The organism is Dyadobacter sp. 22481 (assembly GCF_052044875.1).
GTDB lineage: Bacteria > Bacteroidota > Bacteroidia > Cytophagales > Spirosomataceae > Dyadobacter > Dyadobacter endophyticus.
This window is the reverse complement of the sequence record NZ_JBQENV010000008.1, coordinates 1-21,224: the sequence shown is the minus strand read 5'-3', so window position 1 is coordinate 21,224 and position 21,224 is coordinate 1. Positions and strand designations below refer to the sequence as shown.

Sequence of the window (21,224 nt, the reverse complement as noted above, 5' to 3'; positions counted from 1 at the left end):
ACTGATTGTGGGGCTGCTTTGCGCAGCTCCACGAGTTAATATTATTCAAATTCTTTCCGCAGGATATCGAGCACTTCCTCGACAGTCGCTTCTTCAAGGTCGGTCCTTCTTACCAGCTCCTCCTTGCTAAGAGCCAATACGCTTTTCGCTGTATCAAGACCGATTTTGTGCAGTTCATCGATGATCCATTCGTCGATCTCATCGGAGAATTCGGTCAGGTCGACATCTTCATCGTTTTGTTCTTCGATATCGCGGAACACATCAATTTCCATTCCCACCAGTTTACCAGCCAGCTTGATATTTTGTCCGCCTTTACCGATAGCCAGTGATACCTGGTCTGGTTTAAGGAAAACCGATACCCGCTTAGCCTCGCGATCGATTTGCATCGAGCTTACTTTCGCAGGGCTCAGCGCGCGGCTGATCAACAATTCAAGGTTGTCGGTGTAGTTGATAACGTCGATGTTCTCGTTACCCAGTTCACGGACAATGGAATGAATACGTGAGCCTTTCATACCTACGCATGCACCCACCGGGTCGATCCTGTCGTCGTATGATTCAACGGCAACTTTGGCACGTTCCCCTGGTTCACGAACAACTTTACGGACCGAAATGATTCCATCATAAATTTCGGGAATCTCCACTTCGAAGAGTCTTTCCAGAAACACCGGCGATGTTCTCGAAAGCGTAATCTTGGGTGAGCCATTATTCATCTCCACTTTATGGATCACCGATTTAACGGATTCGCCCTTGCGGAAACGGTCTTTCGAGATCTGCTCGGTCCGAGGCAGCGAAAGTTCGTTGCCTTCCGAGTCGACGATGATCACCTCATGTCTTAAAGTCTGGTAGACTTCCCCGGTGATCATTTCACCTACCTGATCTTTGTATTTCTCATACATGATCTCTTTTTCCATATCCTTGATCTTCTGGATCAGGGTCTGGCGGGCGGTTTGCACCAGGCGGCGACCGAATTCAACCAGTTTTACTTCCTCGGCAACTTCTTCGCCTACCTCAAAGTCATTCTGGATTTTTCGTGCTTCGGCCAGTGGTATTTTGTTATATTCCCAGATATCCTCCGAGTTGTCGTCGACGATTTCACGTGTGCGCCACATTTCGAGGTCACCGCTTTCAGGGTTGATAATTACATCAAAATTATCGTCGGTGCCATATTTCTTGCGAATCATTGTACGAAACACCTCTTCTAAAACACTGATCATCGTTGGACGATCGATGTTCTTAGAGCTTGCGAACTCCGCGAATGATTCAATTAATATTCCGCTATCCATTGCTATGTTAAAGAATATTTGCTGATACTAAGTTATACATATTATATAATTGATCACAACCGGAAAACGCGAATCCGGGCTTGTGAGTCTATTTAAATGAGATTTCGATCATCGCCTTGGATACCTGATCCAGGCTGATCGTCCGTACCAGCGACGCCTCGTCTACCGGTGTTTTCGGCTTTTTCTTGGGGGCGGGCAGCTGAATGGTAATGCTTTCGTCACTGGCCTCCGTCAGGGTTCCTTGCAGGACTTCACCGCTTTTCAAGGTGATCTTGAGATTCCGGCCCACATTTTTCCTGTATTGACGGGGCAGCAGCAACGGCTGATCCAGGCCAGGGGAAGAAACTTCAAGGGTGTAAGCGTCTGTGAAAACTTCCAGCTCTTCAAGCTGCTTGGCGAGCCTGCGGCTGATTGAGGTGCATTGCTGAATGGTAATGCCCTCGTCGCTGTCGACAAGGATGGTTACTTTCTGACTTGCCTTGGAAGGTTTGAAAACGATGTCAATCAGAAAACAGTCACCATCTTCCAGAAGCGGGGCCAGCAAAACTTCTAAATGTTCCTTTACGGTCATGTATAAGCTATACAAATAAAAAAGGGGATTTTAGACCCCCTCAATCAATCGATCAAAATAGAATAGGATGCAAATATAAAATTTTTTTATCATTTCTACAAACATTCGCAGATGTCTTCCAAATCCATATCCCTTGCCTATTTTTGTAAAAATGCTATTCTGAATCAATGAAGGGGATCAAGAAGTTACTGTGGTTTTTGTATCAATGCTTTGTTTGTTATACCCTGCTGATTTACACGCTGATACTGTGGGTGCCGTCGGGGGGCTGGATGGCAGGGTTTATGATGATGTCCTTCCCGTTGGTGGTGCTCATTCATTTGATTTCAGTGCCTGTATGGTTTGTAGTGGAAAGAAAAAAGGCCATTCTGCCGCTGGTTATGTTTGCCGCTGCGGGTCTGTTTCTTTCCAGGACCTATGCGTTCAAAGGTTCCAAGGATGCAGCTACCGATGCTGGTGATAGACAGAAATTCACTGTTATGAGCTATAACGTCCACGTATTTCAGCGGTTTTTGGAATATTGGAAGGGCGATGGACTGAAAGAGATTGCAGGTATGAAGGCGTGGATAGGGGATAGCGGAGCCGATGTGCTTTGCATGCCTGAGTATTACGATCAAGATGAAACCATTTTCGATACAAGAAACCATCTGCGGAAAAAGGGCTACGGGCATTCCGCTTACTTCCATGGCCGAAAATCCGTGAAGGCCTATTGGGGGCTGGCAATTTTTTCTAAATATCCCATTGTGGCCTCGCGCGACACGATTTTTGCAGCACAGAACGGGATGATCCAGGCAGACATAAAAATCGGGCGTGATACGGTGCGGGTTATCGGCCTGCATTTATATTCGATGACGCTGGGCCTTAGCAAACTGGTGCAGCAAAAAGAAATGGACGGAATTGAATCCGAGGGACGAATTACCCTGAGGAAAATGAAAAATGGTTTCCAGCAAAGGACAGAAGAATACACCCTTTTACAGGAATGGGTCGATACATCGCCCCATCCGGTGCTGGTATGCGGCGATTTTAACGAAGTTCCTTACAGTTATGTCTATGGGAAGCTGCGGAAGTCTCTCAGAAACAGCTTTGAAGAGAAAGGGCAGGGGTTTGGCTTTACTTTTAACCACTTGCCGTATTTTATCAGGATCGATCATCAGTTTTACGACGACAAGCGGCTCTTACTGCATGACTTCACCACATATTCGAAAGTAAAATATTCGGATCACTACCCGATTATGGGTACCTACTCCTTCAAATAAAAACAGGCTCCTGAGAGCCTGTTTACTGGTATTTAATGCCGAGGCTATCAAGCTCGTGTGTGGTAATGGTCGGGGGAAAGATGCCGTGCTCGAGCTTTTGCTTAACCAGCGCACCTGTTTTTGCTGCCTCCTGCTCTGTTGCAAACCCATTTATGCCAGGCACTCCGGGAATAACCTTCTGCTCGATGACCAGGGTAGTGTCCTGACGGATGTGGTAGCCCCAGCCATGCCCGCCCCTGATTGTTTCAACCTTGAAACGGGAAAGACCTTGGCCGTCCTGATTTACACCCCGTTCGTTGAAGAACAGGAAGTAAATCAGAGCGGCCAAGGCCAGTATACCTATGATCAGGGTTTTGCTGTTTCTGCGGATCACAGATCGTCGTCGGTGTTGATAGCCTGCGTAGGATCGAAGCCCCAGAAGTCGTCTGTTCCGCCTGAGCCGCTTGCGCTACCTGTTCCCAGGTAACCGATTTTACCGATCGCGAATGCGCCAGCAAATCCTCTCTGCGTTGGGAAAGGAGCTCTTTCCACCCAGCCGTTCGCGCCTGGATCGTATTCCCATACGTCCGATCTGCCTTTTCCGCCAACGATGTAAGCTTTTCCCTCGATCACGAATGCCGAGCCGTAAGAACGTGCCGGGAACGCATCCTGGTCGAATCCGTCGGCGAACTCGATGCGGGTCCAGTTACCTGCGCCGCCGTTGCCTGCCGGGTCGAAGCTATAAATATCCTTGAAAGATGTTTGTGCGTTGCTCTCGCCGAATCCTACATAAGCCTTAGTACCGATGGTGAATGAAATCGCCCCGGTTCTCTTACCGCCTTTGAATGTGGCCATTTCGGTCCATTTGTCGGTCGTAGGATTGTATTCATAAAAATCCTGGAAGAAGTTGCTGGCATTAAAGCCAAGGCCTACATAAGCTCTGTCGTTCACTACGAAAGAGGTTGCAAACTGACGGGTCCCGCCTCCGAAGTCGGCGATAGCATCCCATTTGTTAGTAGCAGGATCGTATTCGAAGAAATCTTTTTTGTAGCCGTTGTCGACAGTCAGTACGCCGTCATAACCGCCACCCACATAAGCTTTGCCTTTCAACACGAAAGCTGTGGCATTATTGCGGCCGGTTCCGGGGAAGGGGGTTATTTGTGACCAGGTTTGTCTTTCGGCATTGTAAGCCCAAAAGTCTTTTACCCGGGCAATTGTTTCATTTGTATAGCCAGTACCAATGTAACCTACGCTACCAATCACAAAACTCACCGCATTGGTCCGTATCGATCCTCCGAAGTTTGGCAGATCTTTTCTGAACCAGTTTCCGAGTTTTTCCGCATCATCATCCTTGTTACAGCTCATCTGTACCAACGCGGTAGAAGCGACTAGAAGGGCTAACGAAGTCTTTTTTAAGGTATTAAACATGAAATTATTGTTTGACGAATTGTTACAAATGAGTAATGATAATGATTGGTTGTTTTGGCTGGCCGCCGGTCTTTAAACGCTACGACAGGCTCACCCGTAACTTAAATTTTTTGCAAACATAACATCTTGATACTGCTAAGTAAAATAATCGGAAATTTTTTGTCCAAAACTTTAATCTCCCAGTTACTTTCAACGCGTATCGGGTTACAATGTTGCTCGGCTGCGGATGCATGTAAGTCTGAGGATGCATTCCAACCAGAAATGGTTTGAAATAGTCTCTTTACTCTTTACGTTTCTTACCCGGCTTGCCACTAATCCGATGATTGCCACGTAACGGTTGAAAAGCCTTTGTTTAACTCTTACGTACGCATCCCGTTTTTTGTTGCAAACAGGATTTTACTTTCTTATTTGTTCTAAATCGTTGAATCATGTTGTATTTAAGAATGCAACTGATATTTTTGCACCTTTTACCGTTCTTGCTATAAATGAAATTTCAGTCTTATTCCTTCGGGAAGTCGTCAATAGTCTACAAGCTTCTGATCATTATTGGATTTGCGTTCTCGCTCACGGCCTGTGAGTGGGGGGATCAGATAGAATCCCTGTCACAGCCTAATCCTGACGATTTTGCTGTGCTAAATTCGGATACTGTCACCATCAAGCTTTCAACGATCGGAACGGACTCGCTAATGACGGGCGCGGCTACGCGGATGCTTTTGGGTACATACAAAGACCCTTATTTTGGTAGGGTAAAGACGATGAGCTTTTTTCAGCCTACGCTGAACGGAGGTCTATCCCTTGCCCAGGAAGCAGAATATGATTCGCTGATTTTATCGCTGAATTACGATAATACTTACAGCTATGGCGATACGACTAAGCCGATGAACCTGACGGTCCACAAGCTGCTTAAAGACATTGTGGATATTCCTCAGGGAGGTGCTTACTGGAATCATAATTCTACTCCTTATGACCCTGCACCGATTGGGAAAATCACCGTTGTACCAAGGCCCAGAACCACCGGACAACTGAAAATCAGACTTTCAGACGCGCTCGGAAAGCAGATTTTTTCAATGGCCAAAAACAACCAGCTTGCCTCGAGTGTCGACTGGATCAATCTGGTGAAGGGACTGGTCGTCGTGCCTGCTGCAACGGACAATGGCCCGATTGTCGGCTTCGAATGGGGGCCGAGTGTAGATAGTACTTCTGTACAGCTTCACTACCACACGCCTTCGGTAAGCGAGATCAAGAAGGATTCGACCCTATTTAAAGTTACCGCAAACTACAATCAGACGGTAGCTGATCCAGCTGGAACGCAGCTTGCGAAATTGCCGGCCAACAAGCGGCTTTCGCTGCCATCCTCGCAGTCGGGGAATCAGGCGTTCATGCAGGCCGGAACGGGTATCATGATCCGGGTCGATCTGCCTTATCTGCACAATCTCAAATACGTCCAGTACGCAGCCATTAATAAGGCTTATCTGCGCGTGAAGCCTTTGAGGGCCTCCGTTACTAATGCGCTCAGGGTGCCACCGGTGCTGTATCTCTACCGGCTCGATAAAAATAACCAGTTTTATACAGACGGCAACGGAGCCCCTTTGGCAGTGACTTTGCTGGGTAGCGGAGGTGGCGTGTCTAGTCCCTATTTTAATGACCTGATTAAAAACGAGCAGTATTACCGCTTCGATATCAGCTCATTCGCCACCGAGATAATGGTTTCAGAAACCAATGATGTCGGTGGCTTTATCATCCGCAGCAGTCCGTTCGGTTCGAGCGGCACGTTTCGCGATGCCGGCAGCGAATTTGCCAAAAGCGTCGACCGCCTGGTGGTGGGAGATCAGCTGAATGCCGACAAAGGGGTGGAGCTTGAACTATACTACACCAAGGTTAAACCTAAATAATATTTTGACCATCACAAAGAAGGGGTAGGCCACAAAGCTTACCCCTTCTTTGTTTACATGACCACTCCATTTTTTGGCAGGATCTTTTCTGGAATCTTATCGGCGGCTATCAGTTGCAGCAGGTTGATTTCGATACTTCGCGACATGGAAGTCATCGGAATATCGTTTGGACCGTTTTCAAATGGGTTTTGCATGATATAAGCAATCCATTCCACGTAAAAGAACAGGAAGGAAATCGTAAATGTGATCGGGATGGCGATCCGCCCGATGCTTTCCACCAGACCCATCGGAAGAACCAGCGTGAAAATGAATATCACCAGGTGCACAAAAAAAGCATATTGGGTAGGGAAAACGGTATTCTTGATGCGCTCGCATTTGCCCATCGCATCGCACAACCTTTGTAAGGTGTTGTCGATATTCTGATAGAGCAGTGTCTTGATTTGACCCGAATCGTGCAATGCGGCCATTTTGAACTGGAGCAGATTCAGGATAGCGTTGGGGATATTGTCTTGCGCGCTTACATACTCGTGCTCTTCGGTGGTCAGGTGCAGGTCTGCATACACGAGCACCTGCGTGCGGCGTAGCGAATTGGTCAGGGCATAACACCAGGCGATTTGCAAATGGGCAATGCTGGAAACCAGCTCGTCTTTCTGCTTCTCGGGTGCTTCGATGAATGCCTTTGCCTGGCGGACTAGCGTGCGGCTGTCGTTGACGATCTCACCCCAGGATTTGCGCGCTTCCCACCAGCGGTCATAGGCTGAATTAGTCCGGAAGCCGAGCAGCAGCGAGAGCGCCGTACCGAGAATAGTGGTGATCGAGATAGGGAAGGAGAGAAAGTGCCAGTTCTGATAGCTGAAAAGATAAAATACCAGCGTTGCGTAGGCGGTTACTGCAACGACGCCCACCCAAATACCTTTGAGCAGGCGCCAGACCGAGAAGACCTCTTTGACGTACATAAATGATCATAATAAGTTCTGTGCCAAAATAAAAAAAGCGGGCCATAGTAATACCTATGACCCGCTTTTTAAATAAATACAATACCTGTTAATGCGAGGGAGCGTCAGCGATGTTACCCGGTTTTGCCGGCTGTTGGCCTTTTTTGCCTGTAGCCAGCTTCTCGATGGCCACAAACAATACAGGCACCACAAAGATCGCCAGCGAGGTAGCCGCTAGCATACCGCCAAATACGGTCCAGCCGATTGTTTTGCGGGACTCGGCTGCTGCACCGCTTGCAAATGCCAGCGGAAGAACCCCCAGGATGAATGCCAGCGAGGTCATGATAATCGGCCTTAAACGAAGCTGCACCGCTTCCAATGTCGCTTTGACGAGCTCCATACCATTATCGACCCGCTCCTTGGCAAATTCAACGATCAGGATCGCATTCTTGGCCGCAAGACCGATCAATGTAATCAAACCGATCTGCGCGTAAATATTATTTGACAAATTCGGCAGGAAGGTCAGCGTAAGGATCGATCCGAATGCACCGATGGGTACTGCGAAAAGTACCGAGAACGGGATCGACCAGCTTTCGTAAAGCGCTGCCAGGAACAGGAACACAAATACGATAGAGATCGCAAAAATAGTGGTCGTACTGTCACCTGCTTTGATCTCTTCACTACTCATACCTGAAAACTCGTAGGCGTAGCCCGCGGGTAGTTTGGCGGCTTCCTCGCGCAGGGCTGTGATGGCCTGACCACTACTGAAACCGGGTTTGGGCGTACCGTTGATCTCCACTGAACGGTAAATGTTGTAGTGGGAAATCAATGCAGGGTTTTCTACCACTCTTGAAGTAACCAGTGCGCTGAGCGGGACCATGTTGCCGGCCTTATTGCGTACATAGAACTTCTGGATCTTATCCAGCGAGGAGCGGAAACTGCTGTCGGCTTGCACCATTACGCGGAAGTTACGGCCGTAAAGGTTGAAGTCGTTGACATAACTGCTACCCAAAAGCGTCGACAGCGAGTTAAATACATCATTGACCTGCACGCCGAGCTTCTTGGTTTTTTCCCGGTCGACATCGATCTGGTAGCTTGGCGTCCTTGCGTTGAAGAAGGTATAGGCTACTGCTATTTCGGGGCGTTTATTTACCCTTCCCAAAAACTCACGGGCCACTCCTTCGAATTGCTGGATATTGTCGGTGCTGGTTGATTGCTGCAACTGAAAGGTAAAACCGGAGGTCGCCCCAAGGCCCGGGATCGCAGGAGGCGCAATTGCCAGCACGCGGGCTTCCTTAATGTCGGCGGTACGTTTCTGGATCTCTTTGATCACGGCCTGCACATGGTGCTCGGCACCTTTCCGGTCGGCCCACGGGTGCAAGCTTACAAACATAGTACCCACGTTGGATTTGTTTGAAAAGCTGATCACGTTCAACCCGGCGAGTCCACCCACCACTTTCACTTCCGGAATAGAGGACACGCGCTGCATGATATCTTTGATCATCGCAACGTTTCGGGTGGTGGAGGTGGCTTCCTGCATTTCGTAGGTTACAAAAAGACGACCCTCATCTTCCACTGGAATAAAGCCCGACGGTTTGTTTTTGAAAAGGAAAAACAGTCCAACAAACAGGCAGACCATCATTACCAGCACGAGCGGGGTGGCTTTGATCCATTTGGAAACGCCTCTGGTGTAAGAGCGCGAAACCTTATCAAACCAGCGGTTGAAACTATCGAAGAACCGTTCAAGCAAGTTCTTTTTATCGTCCGCACCTTTGGACGGCCGCAGCATTATCGAGCAAAGCGCTGGCGTGAGCGAAAGTGCGACAAATGCAGAAAGCAGTACAGATACCGCGATGGTGATCGCAAACTGCTGATAGAGGCGCCCTACGATACCCGGCACAAAACCAACCGGTACGAATACGGCTGCCAGGATCAAGGCGATCGCAATTACCGGGCCTGAAATATCCTTCATAGCCTGCTCGGTTGCAGCGCGCGGCGACATTTTCTTCTCATCGATATAATGCTGCACCGCTTCTACGACCACAATCGCGTCATCGACCACAATACCAATCGCCAGTACGAATGCAAACAGGGTTAGTGTGTTGATCGTAAATCCGAATGGAATAAAGAATATGAATGTACCGATCAGAGAAACAGGGATTGCAAGGATCGGGATCAGGGTCGCACGCCAGTTTTGCAAAAACAAAAACACAACAAGGACGACAAGGATCATTGCCTCGCCAAATGTGTGAAGTACTTCCTCGATTGAGACTTTCACGACCGACGCTGTTTCAACCGGGATCACATAATCGATGTCTTTTGGGAAGGTTTTCTTCATTTCCGTCAGTGCCTTCATCACACCTTCGTAAGTGTCAAGCGCGTTTGCGCCTGGCGCCTGGTAGATCAGCACGAAGGCCGCAGGCTTGCCACTCACGAAAGCATTGACGCCATAATCGAATTTACCCAGCTCCACACGCGCCACATCGCGCAGGTAGACCACGCTACCCTCGTCAGGCGATGAGCGGACGATGATATTTTCAAACTGCTCCTTGGTATTTAGGCGGCTGTTGGTCAAGACGCTGTATTCAAATGCCTGCGCATTCGGCTGTGGCGTGCCGCCGACCGTACCGGCAGCGACCTGCAAGTTCTGCTCTGCCAATGCCGCCGAAATGTCCGACGGGGTCATTTTAAGGTTGGCCAGCTTCTCGGGGTTCAGCCAGATACGCATACCGAAGTCATCGGCACGCGAGACGATATCACCCACACCTTTCACGCGTTGAAGGGCGTCTTTGAGGTAAATGTTGGCATAGTTACCGATAAACTGCGCATCATGGGATCCGTTGGGCGAATAAAGGGCCAATGCGATCATAATGCTCGGCTGGCGCTTACGCACTGTCAGACCAAGGCGCTTAACCGCGTCAGGAAGGGTGGGCTCGGCCACACTCACGCGGTTTTGTACGTCGAGCGCAGCAATGTTAACATCCGTACCGACGTCGAATGTGACGTTGATACTGCTTTGCCCGCTGCTGGTACTGTTACTCGACATATATGTCATGCCGGGTACACCGTTGATCTGCGTTTCAATGGGGGTTGTCGTGGTCTGCTCGACGGTTTGAGCGTCGGCTCCCGTAAAGTTACCGCTCACAGTTACGGTAGGAGGGGTAACGTCGGGATACTGCGCCACCGGCAGGGTGGTAAGGGCAATGAGCCCCACCAGGACCAGGACCACCGAGGATACTATCGCGGTGACCGGCCTTTTTATAAAAACATCTGCAATCATTTCGTACTGGTTTATGAAATAGTAAAACGGACCGGCTGCTTATTTTTTCTGAGGGGCGCCCTGAACAGGTGCGCCTTCCTGAACGACGGCTCCTTCGCGAAGGTTCTGAACACCTTCCACCGCGATTTTCTCGCCTTCTTTAAGCCCGTCTTTAATAATAACGTTGGGGCCGATGGCCGTGCCGATCACCACTTTGCGTTGGGTGACCTTGCTGCTGTCGCCTGCCACGTACACAAAATATTCGCCCAACTGCTCGGTTACGGCTTTATAAGGGATCACCACGGATTTTGAGCCAGCATTGTTGAGTACCATCACAGACCCGCTCATACCTGCGCGGAGCTGGTTTTCTTTGTTAGGGAATACCAGACGAGCCTTGATGCTTCCTGTTTGCGGGTCGACGGCGCGGTCGAGCAATGCGATCTTTCCATGCGCGGGGTAAACCTCATTTCCGAATTTGATCGAGAAGGTCGAATCGCTCGCTTTTTGAGACTTCATCAGCGAAGTGAAACGGTATATCTCCTTCTGGTCGACATTGAAATCAACTGCAAGCTGATTGTCGGTTGAGACCGTATTCAAAATGGTCTGACCCGCTGAGACAGGGGCGCCGACTTTGACGGATGAAATGCCAATGATACCGTCAAAAGGAGCGGTCACTTTGGTATAACGCACGCTGGTTTGGGATGCCTTAATGGATGCTTTGGCCGCGTCTACCTGCCTTTTAGCTACTTCGAGGGCAGCGTCGGCGTTGTCAACGAGCTGTTTTGCTACCGCGTCATTCTTTTCGAGCTCATGGTACCGGTCAGCGTCTTTCTGCGCGCGGGCAAGATTGGCTTCCTGTACATTCAGACTGGCAACAGCCTGGTCGTAGTTTGCATCGTAAAGCTGCGCATCGATCGTATAAAGCAATTGGCCTTTGCGTACGCGCGCACCATCACTGAAATGAATGCCGGTTATAAAGCCACTAACCTGCGGGCGAAGCTCGACCTCGTTTAACGGAACTACGGTCGCAGGGTATTCATCGTAGTAGGATGCTTCCGAGGTTGTAACCTCTGTCAAAGTTACCTGAACGGCCGGGGGCGCGGTGGGGGCCTGTTGCTGATCTTTTTTGCCGCATGAGAAGATCGTCAATGCAAGCAGGGCAGCGGAGGAATATTTTATTGTATTTAAAAACATATCATCAAAATATTTTCGATTGAAGCAGAAGTTAAGTGTGGTCATGCCGAGTTGCCTGAGCGTGGTCGGCTGGATCCGTTTATTAAATATTGATCTGTCCGAGCGCTTTCTGAACGTCGATCTTGCTGGCCAGCACCAGGTACAATGCATTGTAATAATTGATGCGCGCCAAACGAAGGTCGGTTTCAGAAGTAACCACTTCCAGGTAAGTCTTGATACCCGATTTGTATTGCAGCTGGATCACATCATACACCTCACGGGCAAGCTCAACATTCTCTTTCTGGGCGAGCAGGTTGGTCAGGTTGCCTTTGTAGTTGGCCAATGCCGCCGCGTATTCCGAGTTAACATTGTTTTGAAGGCCTTTCAAATCCCAGTCCAGGCGTTTGAGCTGCCATTCGGCCTGTTTGGTATTGGCCTTCCTTTTTCCGCCCTGGTAAATGGGGAGCGAAAGCGTGAGCACACCGAACGAGTTGGGATAGTTCTTGTTATAAAGGTCCGAAAAATGGTTGTTCTGAAAGTTGAGGTTGTAAGCCCCGTTCACGGCGAGGTTTGGCAAATAGCTCCATTTATTATACGTTAAATTCGCTTCCGCCAGTTTTTTCTGAGTCGCCAGGATCTGGTACTCGATCCGGCTGTTCAGATCGACGTTTTGCAGGGTGTCAAGGGCGATCTCGCGCTCCATTTGCAAAGTATCGTAACTGATTTGCAGCGCCTTGGTGAGCGGATAGCCCATCAGCGTTTTCAGGTATTCCAGTTTGGCCTTCAACACTTCTTCGTTGCTCTTCTTATTGGCGCGGGTGTTGTTAAGTGAAATAGTGGCCCTTTTGTAATCAATTTTGTCGGTAATACCGGACTTGTACTGGTTTTCGGCATCTTTCAGGCTGCGTTCGAGGCGTAAAATGTCTTCACTGGCCACCTTGATCTGCTGGGTAGTGGCCAGCACATCGTAGAATGCCTTCGAGACATTGACAGCCAGATCCGTTTTGTTGTTGACCGTGTTCTGGCTGGCCGCAAAAAGCACATCGCCGCGCGTTCGTTTGGCCAACAGTACATCCCGGTTGAAAATCTGCTGCGAAAGTGTAAACTGCGCCGCAGAAAGGTTGTTTACACCTAACTTCACCGGGTTACCCGCGATAATGCTGGTCTGAACAATAAAGTTGTGCTGCAAATTGTAGTTGAAGCCGATCTGCGGGTACCAGTCGGCCAATTTGGCCCGGACCTGGTTGGCCGTGATCTGCTCGTCGATCAGCGATTGCTGGATCGCTGGCTGGTTTTTGATGGCGTAGGCGACCACATCCTGTAAAGTTGCCTGCTCCAAAACCGGCGCTTCCCGGTTAGTTTCCTGTATGCCCTGAGCCAGGGCAGTACTGAGCAAATTCAATAAGAGGAATGCCGAGCTAAGCGCCAAACGCGTCGTTTTTTGTGGCTTAGACCAATACTTCATGTACGTGTGAATTAGAATTTGGATAGAGATAAAGTGTTTTTGGCCTGATGATCAGCAGGTTTTGTAATTTAAAATGTGAAAGGAGTCAGCTGTCCGTCGGAAGAGACTGGATTTGGACCCCCGAAAAGAAAAGATTGAGCGGGATTGACATGGCCTGTGGGTTTGAAACAATTTGTAAACAATCGGTGACATACCTGGTCTGCGTATAAGCTGCCCCGTTGCCGGATTGTACTTATTAAGGATTAAACAGCTGGAATAGTTTCCTGTTTATTTGAAAAAAATTGGCAACGCACCATACTTTCTTTAAAATGTTTAACTTTTAAAGCGAATTGTGCTCAAACCAGCAGTTTGGTGGCTATTTGGATGTGTAGAAATTACGCATTAAACCTTATTCGGTAGCTGGCTCGTGTTGCGGCCAGGTCTTCTGGATCAGCCAGGCAAAGATGATCACTAGCGCGCAGCCGATCAGGTTGAGCCACAAAAATGCGGTCAGCTCGATCACATAGCTGACAATGACGAATGCCTCGGCGATAATACTTGCCCAGAAAACAGCCCTGCTTCCGATACTTTTGAAATAGAATGCCACCAGGAATATGCCCAGGATAGTTCCGTAAAACAGCGACCCGAGAATATTCACCGCCTCGATCATGCTTCCCAGCCGCGAAGCATACTGCGCTACTGCAATGCAGAACACGCCCCAAAAAACGGTCGCCCAGCGGGATGCCGCTACATAGTTGTAGCCATTTTCGTCCTTGCGGATTATTCGCTTGTAAATGTCGATGATCGTGCAGGATGCCAGTGAGTTATATGCGGCCGCCACAGACCCCATCGAGGCCAGCAGGATCACTGCGATAAGCAGGCCCACCATGCCCACTGGCAGGTAATCGATCACAAAACGAAGAAAGATGTAGTTGACATCGTTGGTATCACCGCCATTGGCCTTCGATAGCAGGGTGGTAGCCTCTTTGCGGACATCCTTTACCTTGTTTTCCAGCTCAGCAAGGGTGCTTCGCGAGGAGGCGATCGCCTGCTTGTCGTCTTTGCGGATGGCTTCGGTAAGCGCCATTACATAAGGGCGTTTTACGGTCTGGATCTGCTGATGCTTCTTTTCGAGCGCTAAGTATTCGGCCGCATACGGGCCGGATTGCACATGATCAACGGCAGTCTTATTGAAAAACAAGGGAGGGGCTGTAAACTGGTAGAATGCAAACACGAGCACTCCCACCAAAAGAATCAGAAACTGCATCGGGATTTTAAGTAGCCCGTTCATGGCCAGCCCGAGCTTGCTTTGCCCCTGGGAGCTTCCTGTCAGAAACCGGCCGACTTGGGACTGGTCCGTGCCGAAATAGGAGAGTTGCAGGAAAAATCCGCCGATCAGCCCCGACCATACATTATATCTGTTGTTCAAATCGAAGGTAAAGTCGATCAGATTGACTTTGCCCATCTTGCCAGCCACATGCAAAGCATCGGTGAATGACACCTGCTGGGGCAGGAACTTTACCACCATCACACCTGCTACCACCATCCCTACCGTGATAATGCCCATTTGCTGCAAATGCGTGTGCGAAACAGCCCGAGAGCCTCCCAGCGTTGTGTAAAGTATCACTACACCACCGGAGATAATGTTGGTCCAGGTGATATCCCAGCCCAGAATGGCCGAAAGGATCAGCGAAGGGGCATAAATGGAAAGGCCTGTCGATAAGCCGCGTTGCAAAAGAAACAAAAATGCTGTGAGCGCGCGCGTGCGCAGGTCGAAGCGGCCTTCGAGGAATTCGTAGGCTGTGAAAATTTTAAGCTTGCCAAATTTGGGTACAAATGTCACGCAAAGTACCACCATCGCCAGCGGCAGGCCGAAATAGAACTGCACAAAGCGCATACCGTCGGTGTAGGCTTGCCCGGGCGCGGAAAGAAATGTGATCGCGCTGGCCTGGGTGGCCATCAGCGACAGGGTCACGTGGTACCAGGGCATAGACTGGCCTGCAAGCAGAAACGAATCTATCGTATGCTTTTCACGGCTACGATAGATGCCATACAGTACTACAAAAAGCAGGGTAAACGAAAGAACAATCCAGTCGAGTGTGCTCATTGAAAACGGGTCATAAATAAATAGAAGAGGACGACTTGTAATGCGAGCATGCCGATCAGCAGAATGTACAGCTGTTTCCAGCTATTGACAAATGGGGGCAGCCCGTCGCGGTCCTGCGAGCTATTTTCTTTTATGATCATTGTTCAGGTCGAAAGGTCTAGTACTGAAATGGGCCGGGTATTGTACCACAAGCAAAAGTAGAACGGTTTTGATTTACTTTTAGCATGTAAAAATGTTAACGAAGCGTTAACGGTGGTGTATGGGTACTAAACACCAAAACCACCCCAAGCACTCACCCGCTTTCACCAGTTTGCACAAGGGGTATTTTCATGGTGAAATGTAGAAAGGCTAGGATTTAATTGTTAAGTTTGAGGTAGTAAATCCACCCAACGTTAATTACTTCATAATGATTTCCATCTACAAGGGCTCGTGCGTCTTTTCTTTCCCATTATTTAAATTCTTCATCGTTTCGTGCTGGTTGATGACAACCGGTTTTATATTTCCGGCTTCCGCTCAGGACACCAGCTCGGTCGTCGGGCATACCGATGCCTGGGTTGAAGTGGTGGGTTACGGTTCAACCGTCTCGCGTACGCCTTTTTGGGTTCACGCAAACCAATGGGGGATCGTTCCTACGACGGGCCAAATCGGAAGTCTCAGAGCAGGTGTAGTTGGCCGGCAGCCGTTTTCCAATGACACAGCCTCCAAGAAACATTGGACGTACATATACGGGCTGGAAGTGGTTGGCAATGCCAACAAACACAGCAAGTTTTTACTTCCTCAGGCCTACGCCGGAATCGCTTTCAAAGAGCTTCAACTTACAGTTGGCCGCCATAAACAGTATGTCGGGTTCAACGACCACGAGCTTGGTACCGGTGCTTACATGTGGTCGGGTAATGCATTACCGGTGCCAAGGATTCAACTCGGATTCGAAAATTACGTTCCTTTGATCAGGAATTTTCTATACTTCAAAGGCTTTTATTCAGACGGGTTTTTAGACGGCAAGAGGCCGGTGACCAGCGAGCTGAAATTTCATAATAAGAGCCTTTATGTTCGCTTGGGAAAACCAAACGGAAAGGTAAAGCTGCACGGCGGGTTTAACCATGCAGTTCAATGGGGCGGAAAGTCACCCTACTTTACAAAAAATGGGCAGATGCCTAATGGGATCGATAAGTACTGGTACGTGGTGACGGGCTTTAAACCAAAAGGAAAAGTAGACGGGATTTCTTCGTTTGACGAGTCCAACCGGATCGGTAACCACGTGGCCAGTCTTGATTTCGGATTGGAGCTTGATCTGAAATCAGTCAACATTATGATTTACAGACAAAATCTTATCGAAGACGGCTCTCTTTTTTACCTTAATAATATTAAGGACGGACTCAATGGTGTGAGTTTCAAAATGAAGGATAATGAAGGCAAAAATTTTAGTCTTGACAGGCTAACAATCGAGCTGCTCTATACAAAAAGTCAGGGTGGAAGCGAAGCGGCCGACGGAAACAGTATCCGCGGGAAAGACGATTACTTTAATAACAGCCAGGTCCGGGACGGATGGTCCTATCACGATCGGGGTCTGGGAACACCTTTCATTACACCACAGATTGAGAATAACTGGCCCAGGTACGCGGACTTCTTTACGAACAACAACAGAGTATGGGTACTACACTCGGGAATGCAAGGAAAGCTGAACTCGGCGATATGGACGACTAAACTGTCACTTTCCAGTAATCAGGGCACGTACGATCAACCATTGCCAGCCAAGACCTACCAGTTTTCTGGCATTATTGCGCTTGAAAAACAGGTAGGTCTACTGGGCGGGTCAAATGTTCGAGCAGCGGTCTCGGTTGATCAGGGTAAGCTCTTTGATAATGCGGTTGGCCTTATGCTGGCTATTCGCAAGAATTTTGCCTTTTAAGTTTAAGCACCAGCCACAATTCTTTCCAAACATACTCGAAGGCTGTCACGCCAATAAGGGATTTGAATAGAAAAGGTGTTTTTGATTTTAGTCTTATCCATCACAGAATAGGCCGGGCGTACCGCTTTGGTTACATATTCTGATGTTTTGACCGGATTAAGTGCCACCTGAGTGCTGCTAATATCAAAAACAGCTTTGGCGAAGTCGTACCAAGAAGTAACCCCCTCGTTGCTGTAATGATAGATCCCGTACGCGTTATTTTCTGACTCAATAATGTCAAGGATCACGTTCGCCAGGTCGATCGCATACGTAGGTGAGCCGGCCTGATCGACGATCACGCCCAGCTGGTCGCGCTCGCGGCCGAGGCGCAGCATTGTTTTAACAAAATTATTTCCAAACTCGGAGTATAGCCAGCTTGTGCGGATGGTGAAGTGTTCAGGCAGGATTTCTGCGATTGCAGCTTCACCTTCAAGCTTGGTCAGCCCGTATATATTTTCAGGTTCCGCCGCATCCGTTTCTGACAGCAGCTTGGGGACATCCCCTTTGAACACAAAATCAGTGGAAATGTGAATGAGTGTTGCCTGGTGTTTCTTGCAAACTTCGGCTATATACGCAGCTCCGTCCCGGTTCACTTTCCGGCAAGTATCCACGTCCTCCTCGGCTTTATCTACCGCTGTGTAGGCGGCGCAGTTGATCACGTATTGTGGCTCTTCGGCTGTAAACAACTTGTCTAGAAGGTCTTTGTCGAGGATATTGGCGTCTTCTTCGGAAGGAAATGAAATATCGGTGAGATTACGTTCAGCTGAGATCTTTTTAAGGCAGCTTCCTAACTGCCCTGAGGCACCTAATACAACTATTTTCATTGAGTATTTTTATAATGCTTGGGTGGCAAAGTTAAACAATGCCTCAGGGAAGGGAGTGTTATTTGGAGATTATTATTTTGCGGGACGTGGTCTCGCTATTTCGACGCCAACATCGACAGCCTACCAATCGGCGGGCCGAAGAGGCTGGGGATGTAACTCAAAAAGCGCCATCGGCGCCTTTTGAGTTACTTTCGGTTGTGGATACTGCAAGAAAAAACTACTGACCGCGTCCAAGAACCATTACTTGAACGGTTCTGAAAATCAACTGGACGTCGTCAAAAACGCTATATGATTTAAGATATTGAAGATCGTATTTCAGACGCTCTACGTTTTTCGCCACGGTATCGGCATAGCCCACATTAATCTGACCGATCGAGGTAATGCCCGGTTTAACGGTGAGCAGGCGCTGGAAATCATGGGGAGCGGCCTCCATCAGCATGTCAACGTCGTATTTATATAAGGGGCGCGGCCCTACTACGGACATTTCACCTTTCAGTACATTGATAAACTGCGGAAGCTCGTCGAGGCGCGATTTACGCAGGATACGGCCAATTGGGGTAATACGGGGATCGTCATCGCCTTTGGAATGCTGCAAACCCATTTTGTCGGCATCCACGCGCATGCTGCGGAACTTGTAGATGTAGAACAATTCGCCCCAGCGGCCTGAACGCTGCTGTTTGAAGAACACAGGTCCAGGTGAGGTAATTTTGATCGCTGCCCACACCAGGAAGAATACGGGAGCGCCGAGAATCATCACAACAATCGAAAACACCAAGTCGAATGTGCGCTTTACTGTCTGTTCGTTCAGACTTGAAAACGGTTTAGTATTGACTTGGATAATTGGATACATGTCATGGTACTCGATGGAAGCCATATTAGTCATAAAACCACGAAAATCCGGTACCAATCGAATCTGTGTTCTTTGGCGTTCGCCCATTTTGATAATTTCCCTGATTTGATCATCGTTAAGCTCATTCAAGCAGCAATACACATAGTCGAGCTGTTTATCTTTTACCATTGATTCTAACTCTCGAACAGGATCAAACTTGGGTAATTCGAACATACCATAGAAACGGTAACCCAGTTCTTTCCTTTCCTGGTAGAATTCGCGAATCAAGGCAGCCAAATCGCCCTTCCCGACAATAACAAAACGGTTGTAGTTATAGCCAGCTTGTCTGTAAAGTTTCAGAAACAGCACAGCGGCTGCACGAGAAAGAAGAGACATTATAATGAACAAACAGTAAGTCATCAGGAAAAGATAACGGCTGTACTCTTCTCCTTGTTTGCTTAAATAGAGAATCGCCATTATAATTGCCGCATGGATGACAGCCGCTTTAACAAACTTTACAAGTTGCGTATTAAAGTGATAAGAAAGCCGAGAAAATTGATAAGTCTTGAGAATGTGTATGGTTAAAATCCATACAAGGTTTGCAGACAGCAGGAGATTTAGATATTGGTTTGTGAATAAATCAGAAAAACTGTCAAACCGAAATACATAAGCTAAGAAAAACGACAGATTGAGAAGACCGATGTCAACCCACAGATGAATTTTGGGTAAAAGCCCCGGATAATGGTTTTTCATAATTTTAACGTTGAGTAGTATTTTTCTCCGAATATGATGAATCGCATACGATTTTACAGTGATTCGGATACACAACAATACGATAAACCCTTGAATAATGCAACTATCGTTCTTGAAATGAGAAAAGACAAATAAACCATTCTGGTGTGGAAACAAGCGAAAAAGCCGAGAAATGGACTTATTGAGACTATTAATCCGTGAAAATGTACCACCCAGAACCTCATAAATTTCCGATTGATATATTTAGAAATCCAAATATCGGAATACAACACATCGGCTAGGTTACCGTTGTGTGATTCACGACCAGAATGCGCAATTAAGTATTCAAGTCATACTATGATACACTTACACTTACTCAGATCCGAATTTGGGTTGTATTTTACCTCACAACGATCACTCGTTTGGTCTTCGATTCCCAGTCGCTTTTGAGCACGACCAGATATGTTCCTGTTGGCTGTGCATCGAGGTCAATATATTCGGTTATTTCCTGGCCGGTACCCAGGATTGGACGAGTCATAATCAGCCTTCCATCCCGTGTAAATATATTGAGGCTAGCCGGTTTCCCAGCAACGATCTTCAAGGTGACTTTGAATCGTCCACTCGATGGGTTGGGCGCCACCTGCAATGCGATACCTACTGAAGTGTCATAATGAATTACATCTATTGACCCGGGTTCTTCGACAGAAGTTACTCTTGCTGTGGGAGCCTGGCACGTAAGGCTAAATGAGGTGGCCGCGCCTGAACCCGGTATTAGGTAGCCTGAGTTTTTGACCCGCGCGGAGAGCTGGTGTGGGTTTCCATCTTTCAAGGCTGCCGGCAGTGCAAAACTGAATCCGTAATTTCCTGTGCCTATACCACCGTCTTTGAGGTTTTGCCGAAAGATACTAGCTAAGCCGGACCCTAGGACCACACCGTTTTCGACCAGTTCGACGGTAAGTGTTTCATTCGGATAATTTTTATCCCAAACCCAGCCTTTAACCGTCCCACAGTCGATCGCTACAGAGCCTGCATTGAGGTATGGGAGTGCACAGGTGATTGATTTAGGGGAATTGGACAGCACGACGGTCGACCCCTTCACCCTGATGCTGATCTGATGTGCTTTCGTATCTTTCAGTACGGCCGGAAGCGGTATGCTGAACCCGTAATTACCAGTTCCTGTCCCGGCACTTTGTAGGTCGGACCTGTACATGTTTGCAAGCGCAGTGGCAAGCACGGTGGTTCCTTCCATCACTTCAACGGTGAGGGCATTGTTGGGGTAGTTTTGGTCCCACGCCCATCCTTTAATGGTCCCGCAATCAATGGATTCGAATGCGCCTGCATATGCAACTGGTAATGCGCATGTGAGGCTGAATGAAGTGGCTGCACCTGCACCAGGTATCAGGTAACCCGAATTTTTCACCCTTGCAGAAAGTTGGTGCGGTTTAGCGTCCTTCAAAGCTGCGGGCATTGGTATGCTGAACCCGTAATACCCTGTGCCAGTACCACCATCTTTCAGGTTCTGCCTGAAAATGTTGGCCAGGCCAGTAGCTCGAACGACACCGTTTTC

At 48.4% G+C, this 21,224-nt stretch carries 16 protein-coding genes; 3 read left to right on the top strand and 13 right to left on the bottom strand.

The genetic code is table 11. The features are described from left to right. Positions 1-41: 41 nt before the first annotated feature. Together nusA and rimP are read right to left on the bottom strand one after the other, a co-directional pair. Positions 42-1,283: a transcription termination factor NusA gene (nusA, locus tag ACTJJJ_RS31515; RefSeq protein ID WP_188939415.1), complete on the bottom strand. Its 1,242-nt coding sequence runs from the start codon at positions 1,281-1,283 to the stop codon at positions 42-44. 88 nt (positions 1,284-1,371) lie between these two features. Continuing rightward, positions 1,372-1,854 carry a ribosome maturation factor RimP gene (rimP, locus tag ACTJJJ_RS31510; RefSeq protein WP_188939416.1) on the bottom strand — a complete coding sequence of 161 codons (483 nt, stop codon included), beginning with the start codon at positions 1,852-1,854 and terminating at the stop codon, positions 1,372-1,374. A gap of 167 nt (positions 1,855-2,021) precedes the next feature. On the opposite strand from rimP, the gene ACTJJJ_RS31505 reads away from it, so the two are divergent. Continuing rightward, complete coding sequence (locus tag ACTJJJ_RS31505; protein ID WP_426293689.1) at positions 2,022-3,107, top strand: endonuclease/exonuclease/phosphatase family protein; 1,086 nt, start codon at positions 2,022-2,024, stop codon at positions 3,105-3,107. Positions 3,108-3,129: 22 nt separating this feature from the next. On the opposite strand, the gene ACTJJJ_RS31500 is transcribed toward ACTJJJ_RS31505, so the two are convergent. Both ACTJJJ_RS31500 and ACTJJJ_RS31495 read right to left on the bottom strand, forming a co-directional pair. Then, the gene (locus ACTJJJ_RS31500) at positions 3,130-3,480 is read right to left on the bottom strand and encodes a DUF4907 domain-containing protein (protein WP_426293690.1); all 351 of its coding nucleotides are present in this window, start codon (positions 3,478-3,480) and stop codon (positions 3,130-3,132) included. After that, positions 3,477-4,514, bottom strand: coding sequence for a Kelch repeat-containing protein (locus ACTJJJ_RS31495; RefSeq protein WP_426293691.1), 1,038 nt, complete (start codon positions 4,512-4,514; stop codon positions 3,477-3,479). Before ACTJJJ_RS31495 ends, ACTJJJ_RS31500 begins: the two co-directional genes overlap by 4 nt. A 485-nt stretch (positions 4,515-4,999) precedes the next feature. Between ACTJJJ_RS31495 and ACTJJJ_RS31490 the strand changes: the two genes are divergently transcribed. Beyond that, positions 5,000-6,406 carry a DUF4270 family protein gene (locus ACTJJJ_RS31490; RefSeq protein ID WP_426293692.1) on the top strand — a complete coding sequence of 469 codons (1,407 nt, stop codon included), beginning with the start codon at positions 5,000-5,002 and terminating at the stop codon, positions 6,404-6,406. A gap of 53 nt (positions 6,407-6,459) precedes the next feature. On the opposite strand, the gene ACTJJJ_RS31485 is transcribed toward ACTJJJ_RS31490, so the two are convergent. The 6 genes from ACTJJJ_RS31485 to ACTJJJ_RS31460 all read right to left on the bottom strand — a co-directional run bounded on the left by ACTJJJ_RS31485 (position 6,460) and on the right by ACTJJJ_RS31460 (position 15,464). After that, positions 6,460-7,362, bottom strand: a complete 903-nt coding sequence (locus ACTJJJ_RS31485) for a bestrophin family protein (protein ID WP_426293693.1) — start codon at positions 7,360-7,362, stop codon at positions 6,460-6,462. An 88-nt stretch (positions 7,363-7,450) separates the two neighbouring features. Next, complete coding sequence (locus ACTJJJ_RS31480) at positions 7,451-10,621, bottom strand: efflux RND transporter permease subunit (protein ID WP_188939422.1); 3,171 nt, start codon at positions 10,619-10,621, stop codon at positions 7,451-7,453. A 39-nt stretch (positions 10,622-10,660) separates the two neighbouring features. Beyond that, positions 10,661-11,794, bottom strand: a complete 1,134-nt coding sequence (locus ACTJJJ_RS31475) for an efflux RND transporter periplasmic adaptor subunit (RefSeq protein ID WP_426293694.1) — start codon at positions 11,792-11,794, stop codon at positions 10,661-10,663. An 82-nt stretch (positions 11,795-11,876) separates the two neighbouring features. After that, positions 11,877-13,238, bottom strand: a complete 1,362-nt coding sequence (locus ACTJJJ_RS31470; protein ID WP_440703895.1) for a TolC family protein — start codon at positions 13,236-13,238, stop codon at positions 11,877-11,879. A gap of 388 nt (positions 13,239-13,626) precedes the next feature. Beyond that, positions 13,627-15,324 (bottom strand): sodium:solute symporter, encoded by a 1,698-nt coding sequence (locus ACTJJJ_RS31465; protein WP_426293696.1) that lies wholly within the window; start codon positions 15,322-15,324, stop codon positions 13,627-13,629. Further along, positions 15,321-15,464: a hypothetical protein gene (locus tag ACTJJJ_RS31460; RefSeq protein ID WP_188939426.1), complete on the bottom strand. Its 144-nt coding sequence runs from the start codon at positions 15,462-15,464 to the stop codon at positions 15,321-15,323. The genes ACTJJJ_RS31465 and ACTJJJ_RS31460 overlap by 4 nt, the downstream gene beginning before the upstream one ends. A gap of 266 nt (positions 15,465-15,730) precedes the next feature. Here ACTJJJ_RS31460 and ACTJJJ_RS31455 point away from each other — a divergent pair, with 266 nt between their 5' ends. Continuing rightward, positions 15,731-17,233 (top strand): capsule assembly Wzi family protein, encoded by a 1,503-nt coding sequence (locus ACTJJJ_RS31455; RefSeq protein ID WP_426293697.1) that lies wholly within the window; start codon positions 15,731-15,733, stop codon positions 17,231-17,233. Positions 17,234-17,235: 2 nt separating this feature from the next. Here the strand turns inward: ACTJJJ_RS31455 and rfbD are convergent, their stop codons facing one another. The 3 genes from rfbD to ACTJJJ_RS31440 form a co-directional block, all read right to left on the bottom strand. Continuing rightward, the gene (gene rfbD / locus ACTJJJ_RS31450) at positions 17,236-18,096 is read right to left on the bottom strand and encodes a dTDP-4-dehydrorhamnose reductase (protein WP_426293698.1); all 861 of its coding nucleotides are present in this window, start codon (positions 18,094-18,096) and stop codon (positions 17,236-17,238) included. Positions 18,097-18,313: 217 nt separating this feature from the next. Continuing rightward, complete coding sequence (locus ACTJJJ_RS31445; RefSeq protein WP_426293699.1) at positions 18,314-19,678, bottom strand: sugar transferase; 1,365 nt, start codon at positions 19,676-19,678, stop codon at positions 18,314-18,316. A 379-nt stretch (positions 19,679-20,057) separates the two neighbouring features. Continuing rightward, positions 20,058-21,224 (bottom strand): T9SS type A sorting domain-containing protein (locus tag ACTJJJ_RS31440; RefSeq protein WP_440703894.1); only part of this gene is annotated, 1,167 nt, incomplete at its 5' end.

What these genes read in the sequence shown, in the direction of transcription:
- ACTJJJ_RS31475 (WP_426293694.1), bottom strand. Translation starts at nt 11,794, where the DNA reads ATGTTTTTAAATACAATAAAATATTCCTCCGCTGCCCTGCTTGCATTG.
- ACTJJJ_RS31490 (WP_426293692.1), top strand. Translation starts at nt 5,000, where the DNA reads ATGAAATTTCAGTCTTATTCCTTCGGGAAGTCGTCAATAGTCTACAAG.
- nusA (WP_188939415.1), bottom strand. Translation starts at nt 1,283, where the DNA reads ATGGATAGCGGAATATTAATTGAATCATTCGCGGAGTTCGCAAGCTCT.
- ACTJJJ_RS31495 (WP_426293691.1), bottom strand. Translation starts at nt 4,514, where the DNA reads ATGTTTAATACCTTAAAAAAGACTTCGTTAGCCCTTCTAGTCGCTTCT.
- ACTJJJ_RS31445 (WP_426293699.1), bottom strand. Translation starts at nt 19,678, where the DNA reads ATGAAAAACCATTATCCGGGGCTTTTACCCAAAATTCATCTGTGGGTT.
- ACTJJJ_RS31460 (WP_188939426.1), bottom strand. Translation starts at nt 15,464, where the DNA reads ATGATCATAAAAGAAAATAGCTCGCAGGACCGCGACGGGCTGCCCCCA.
- rimP (WP_188939416.1), bottom strand. Translation starts at nt 1,854, where the DNA reads ATGACCGTAAAGGAACATTTAGAAGTTTTGCTGGCCCCGCTTCTGGAA.
- ACTJJJ_RS31480 (WP_188939422.1), bottom strand. Translation starts at nt 10,621, where the DNA reads ATGATTGCAGATGTTTTTATAAAAAGGCCGGTCACCGCGATAGTATCC.
- rfbD (WP_426293698.1), bottom strand. Translation starts at nt 18,096, where the DNA reads ATGAAAATAGTTGTATTAGGTGCCTCAGGGCAGTTAGGAAGCTGCCTT.
- ACTJJJ_RS31485 (WP_426293693.1), bottom strand. Translation starts at nt 7,362, where the DNA reads ATGTACGTCAAAGAGGTCTTCTCGGTCTGGCGCCTGCTCAAAGGTATT.
- ACTJJJ_RS31465 (WP_426293696.1), bottom strand. Translation starts at nt 15,324, where the DNA reads ATGAGCACACTCGACTGGATTGTTCTTTCGTTTACCCTGCTTTTTGTA.
- ACTJJJ_RS31470 (WP_440703895.1), bottom strand. Translation starts at nt 13,238, where the DNA reads ATGAAGTATTGGTCTAAGCCACAAAAAACGACGCGTTTGGCGCTTAGC.
- ACTJJJ_RS31455 (WP_426293697.1), top strand. Translation starts at nt 15,731, where the DNA reads ATGATTTCCATCTACAAGGGCTCGTGCGTCTTTTCTTTCCCATTATTT.
- ACTJJJ_RS31505 (WP_426293689.1), top strand. Translation starts at nt 2,022, where the DNA reads ATGAAGGGGATCAAGAAGTTACTGTGGTTTTTGTATCAATGCTTTGTT.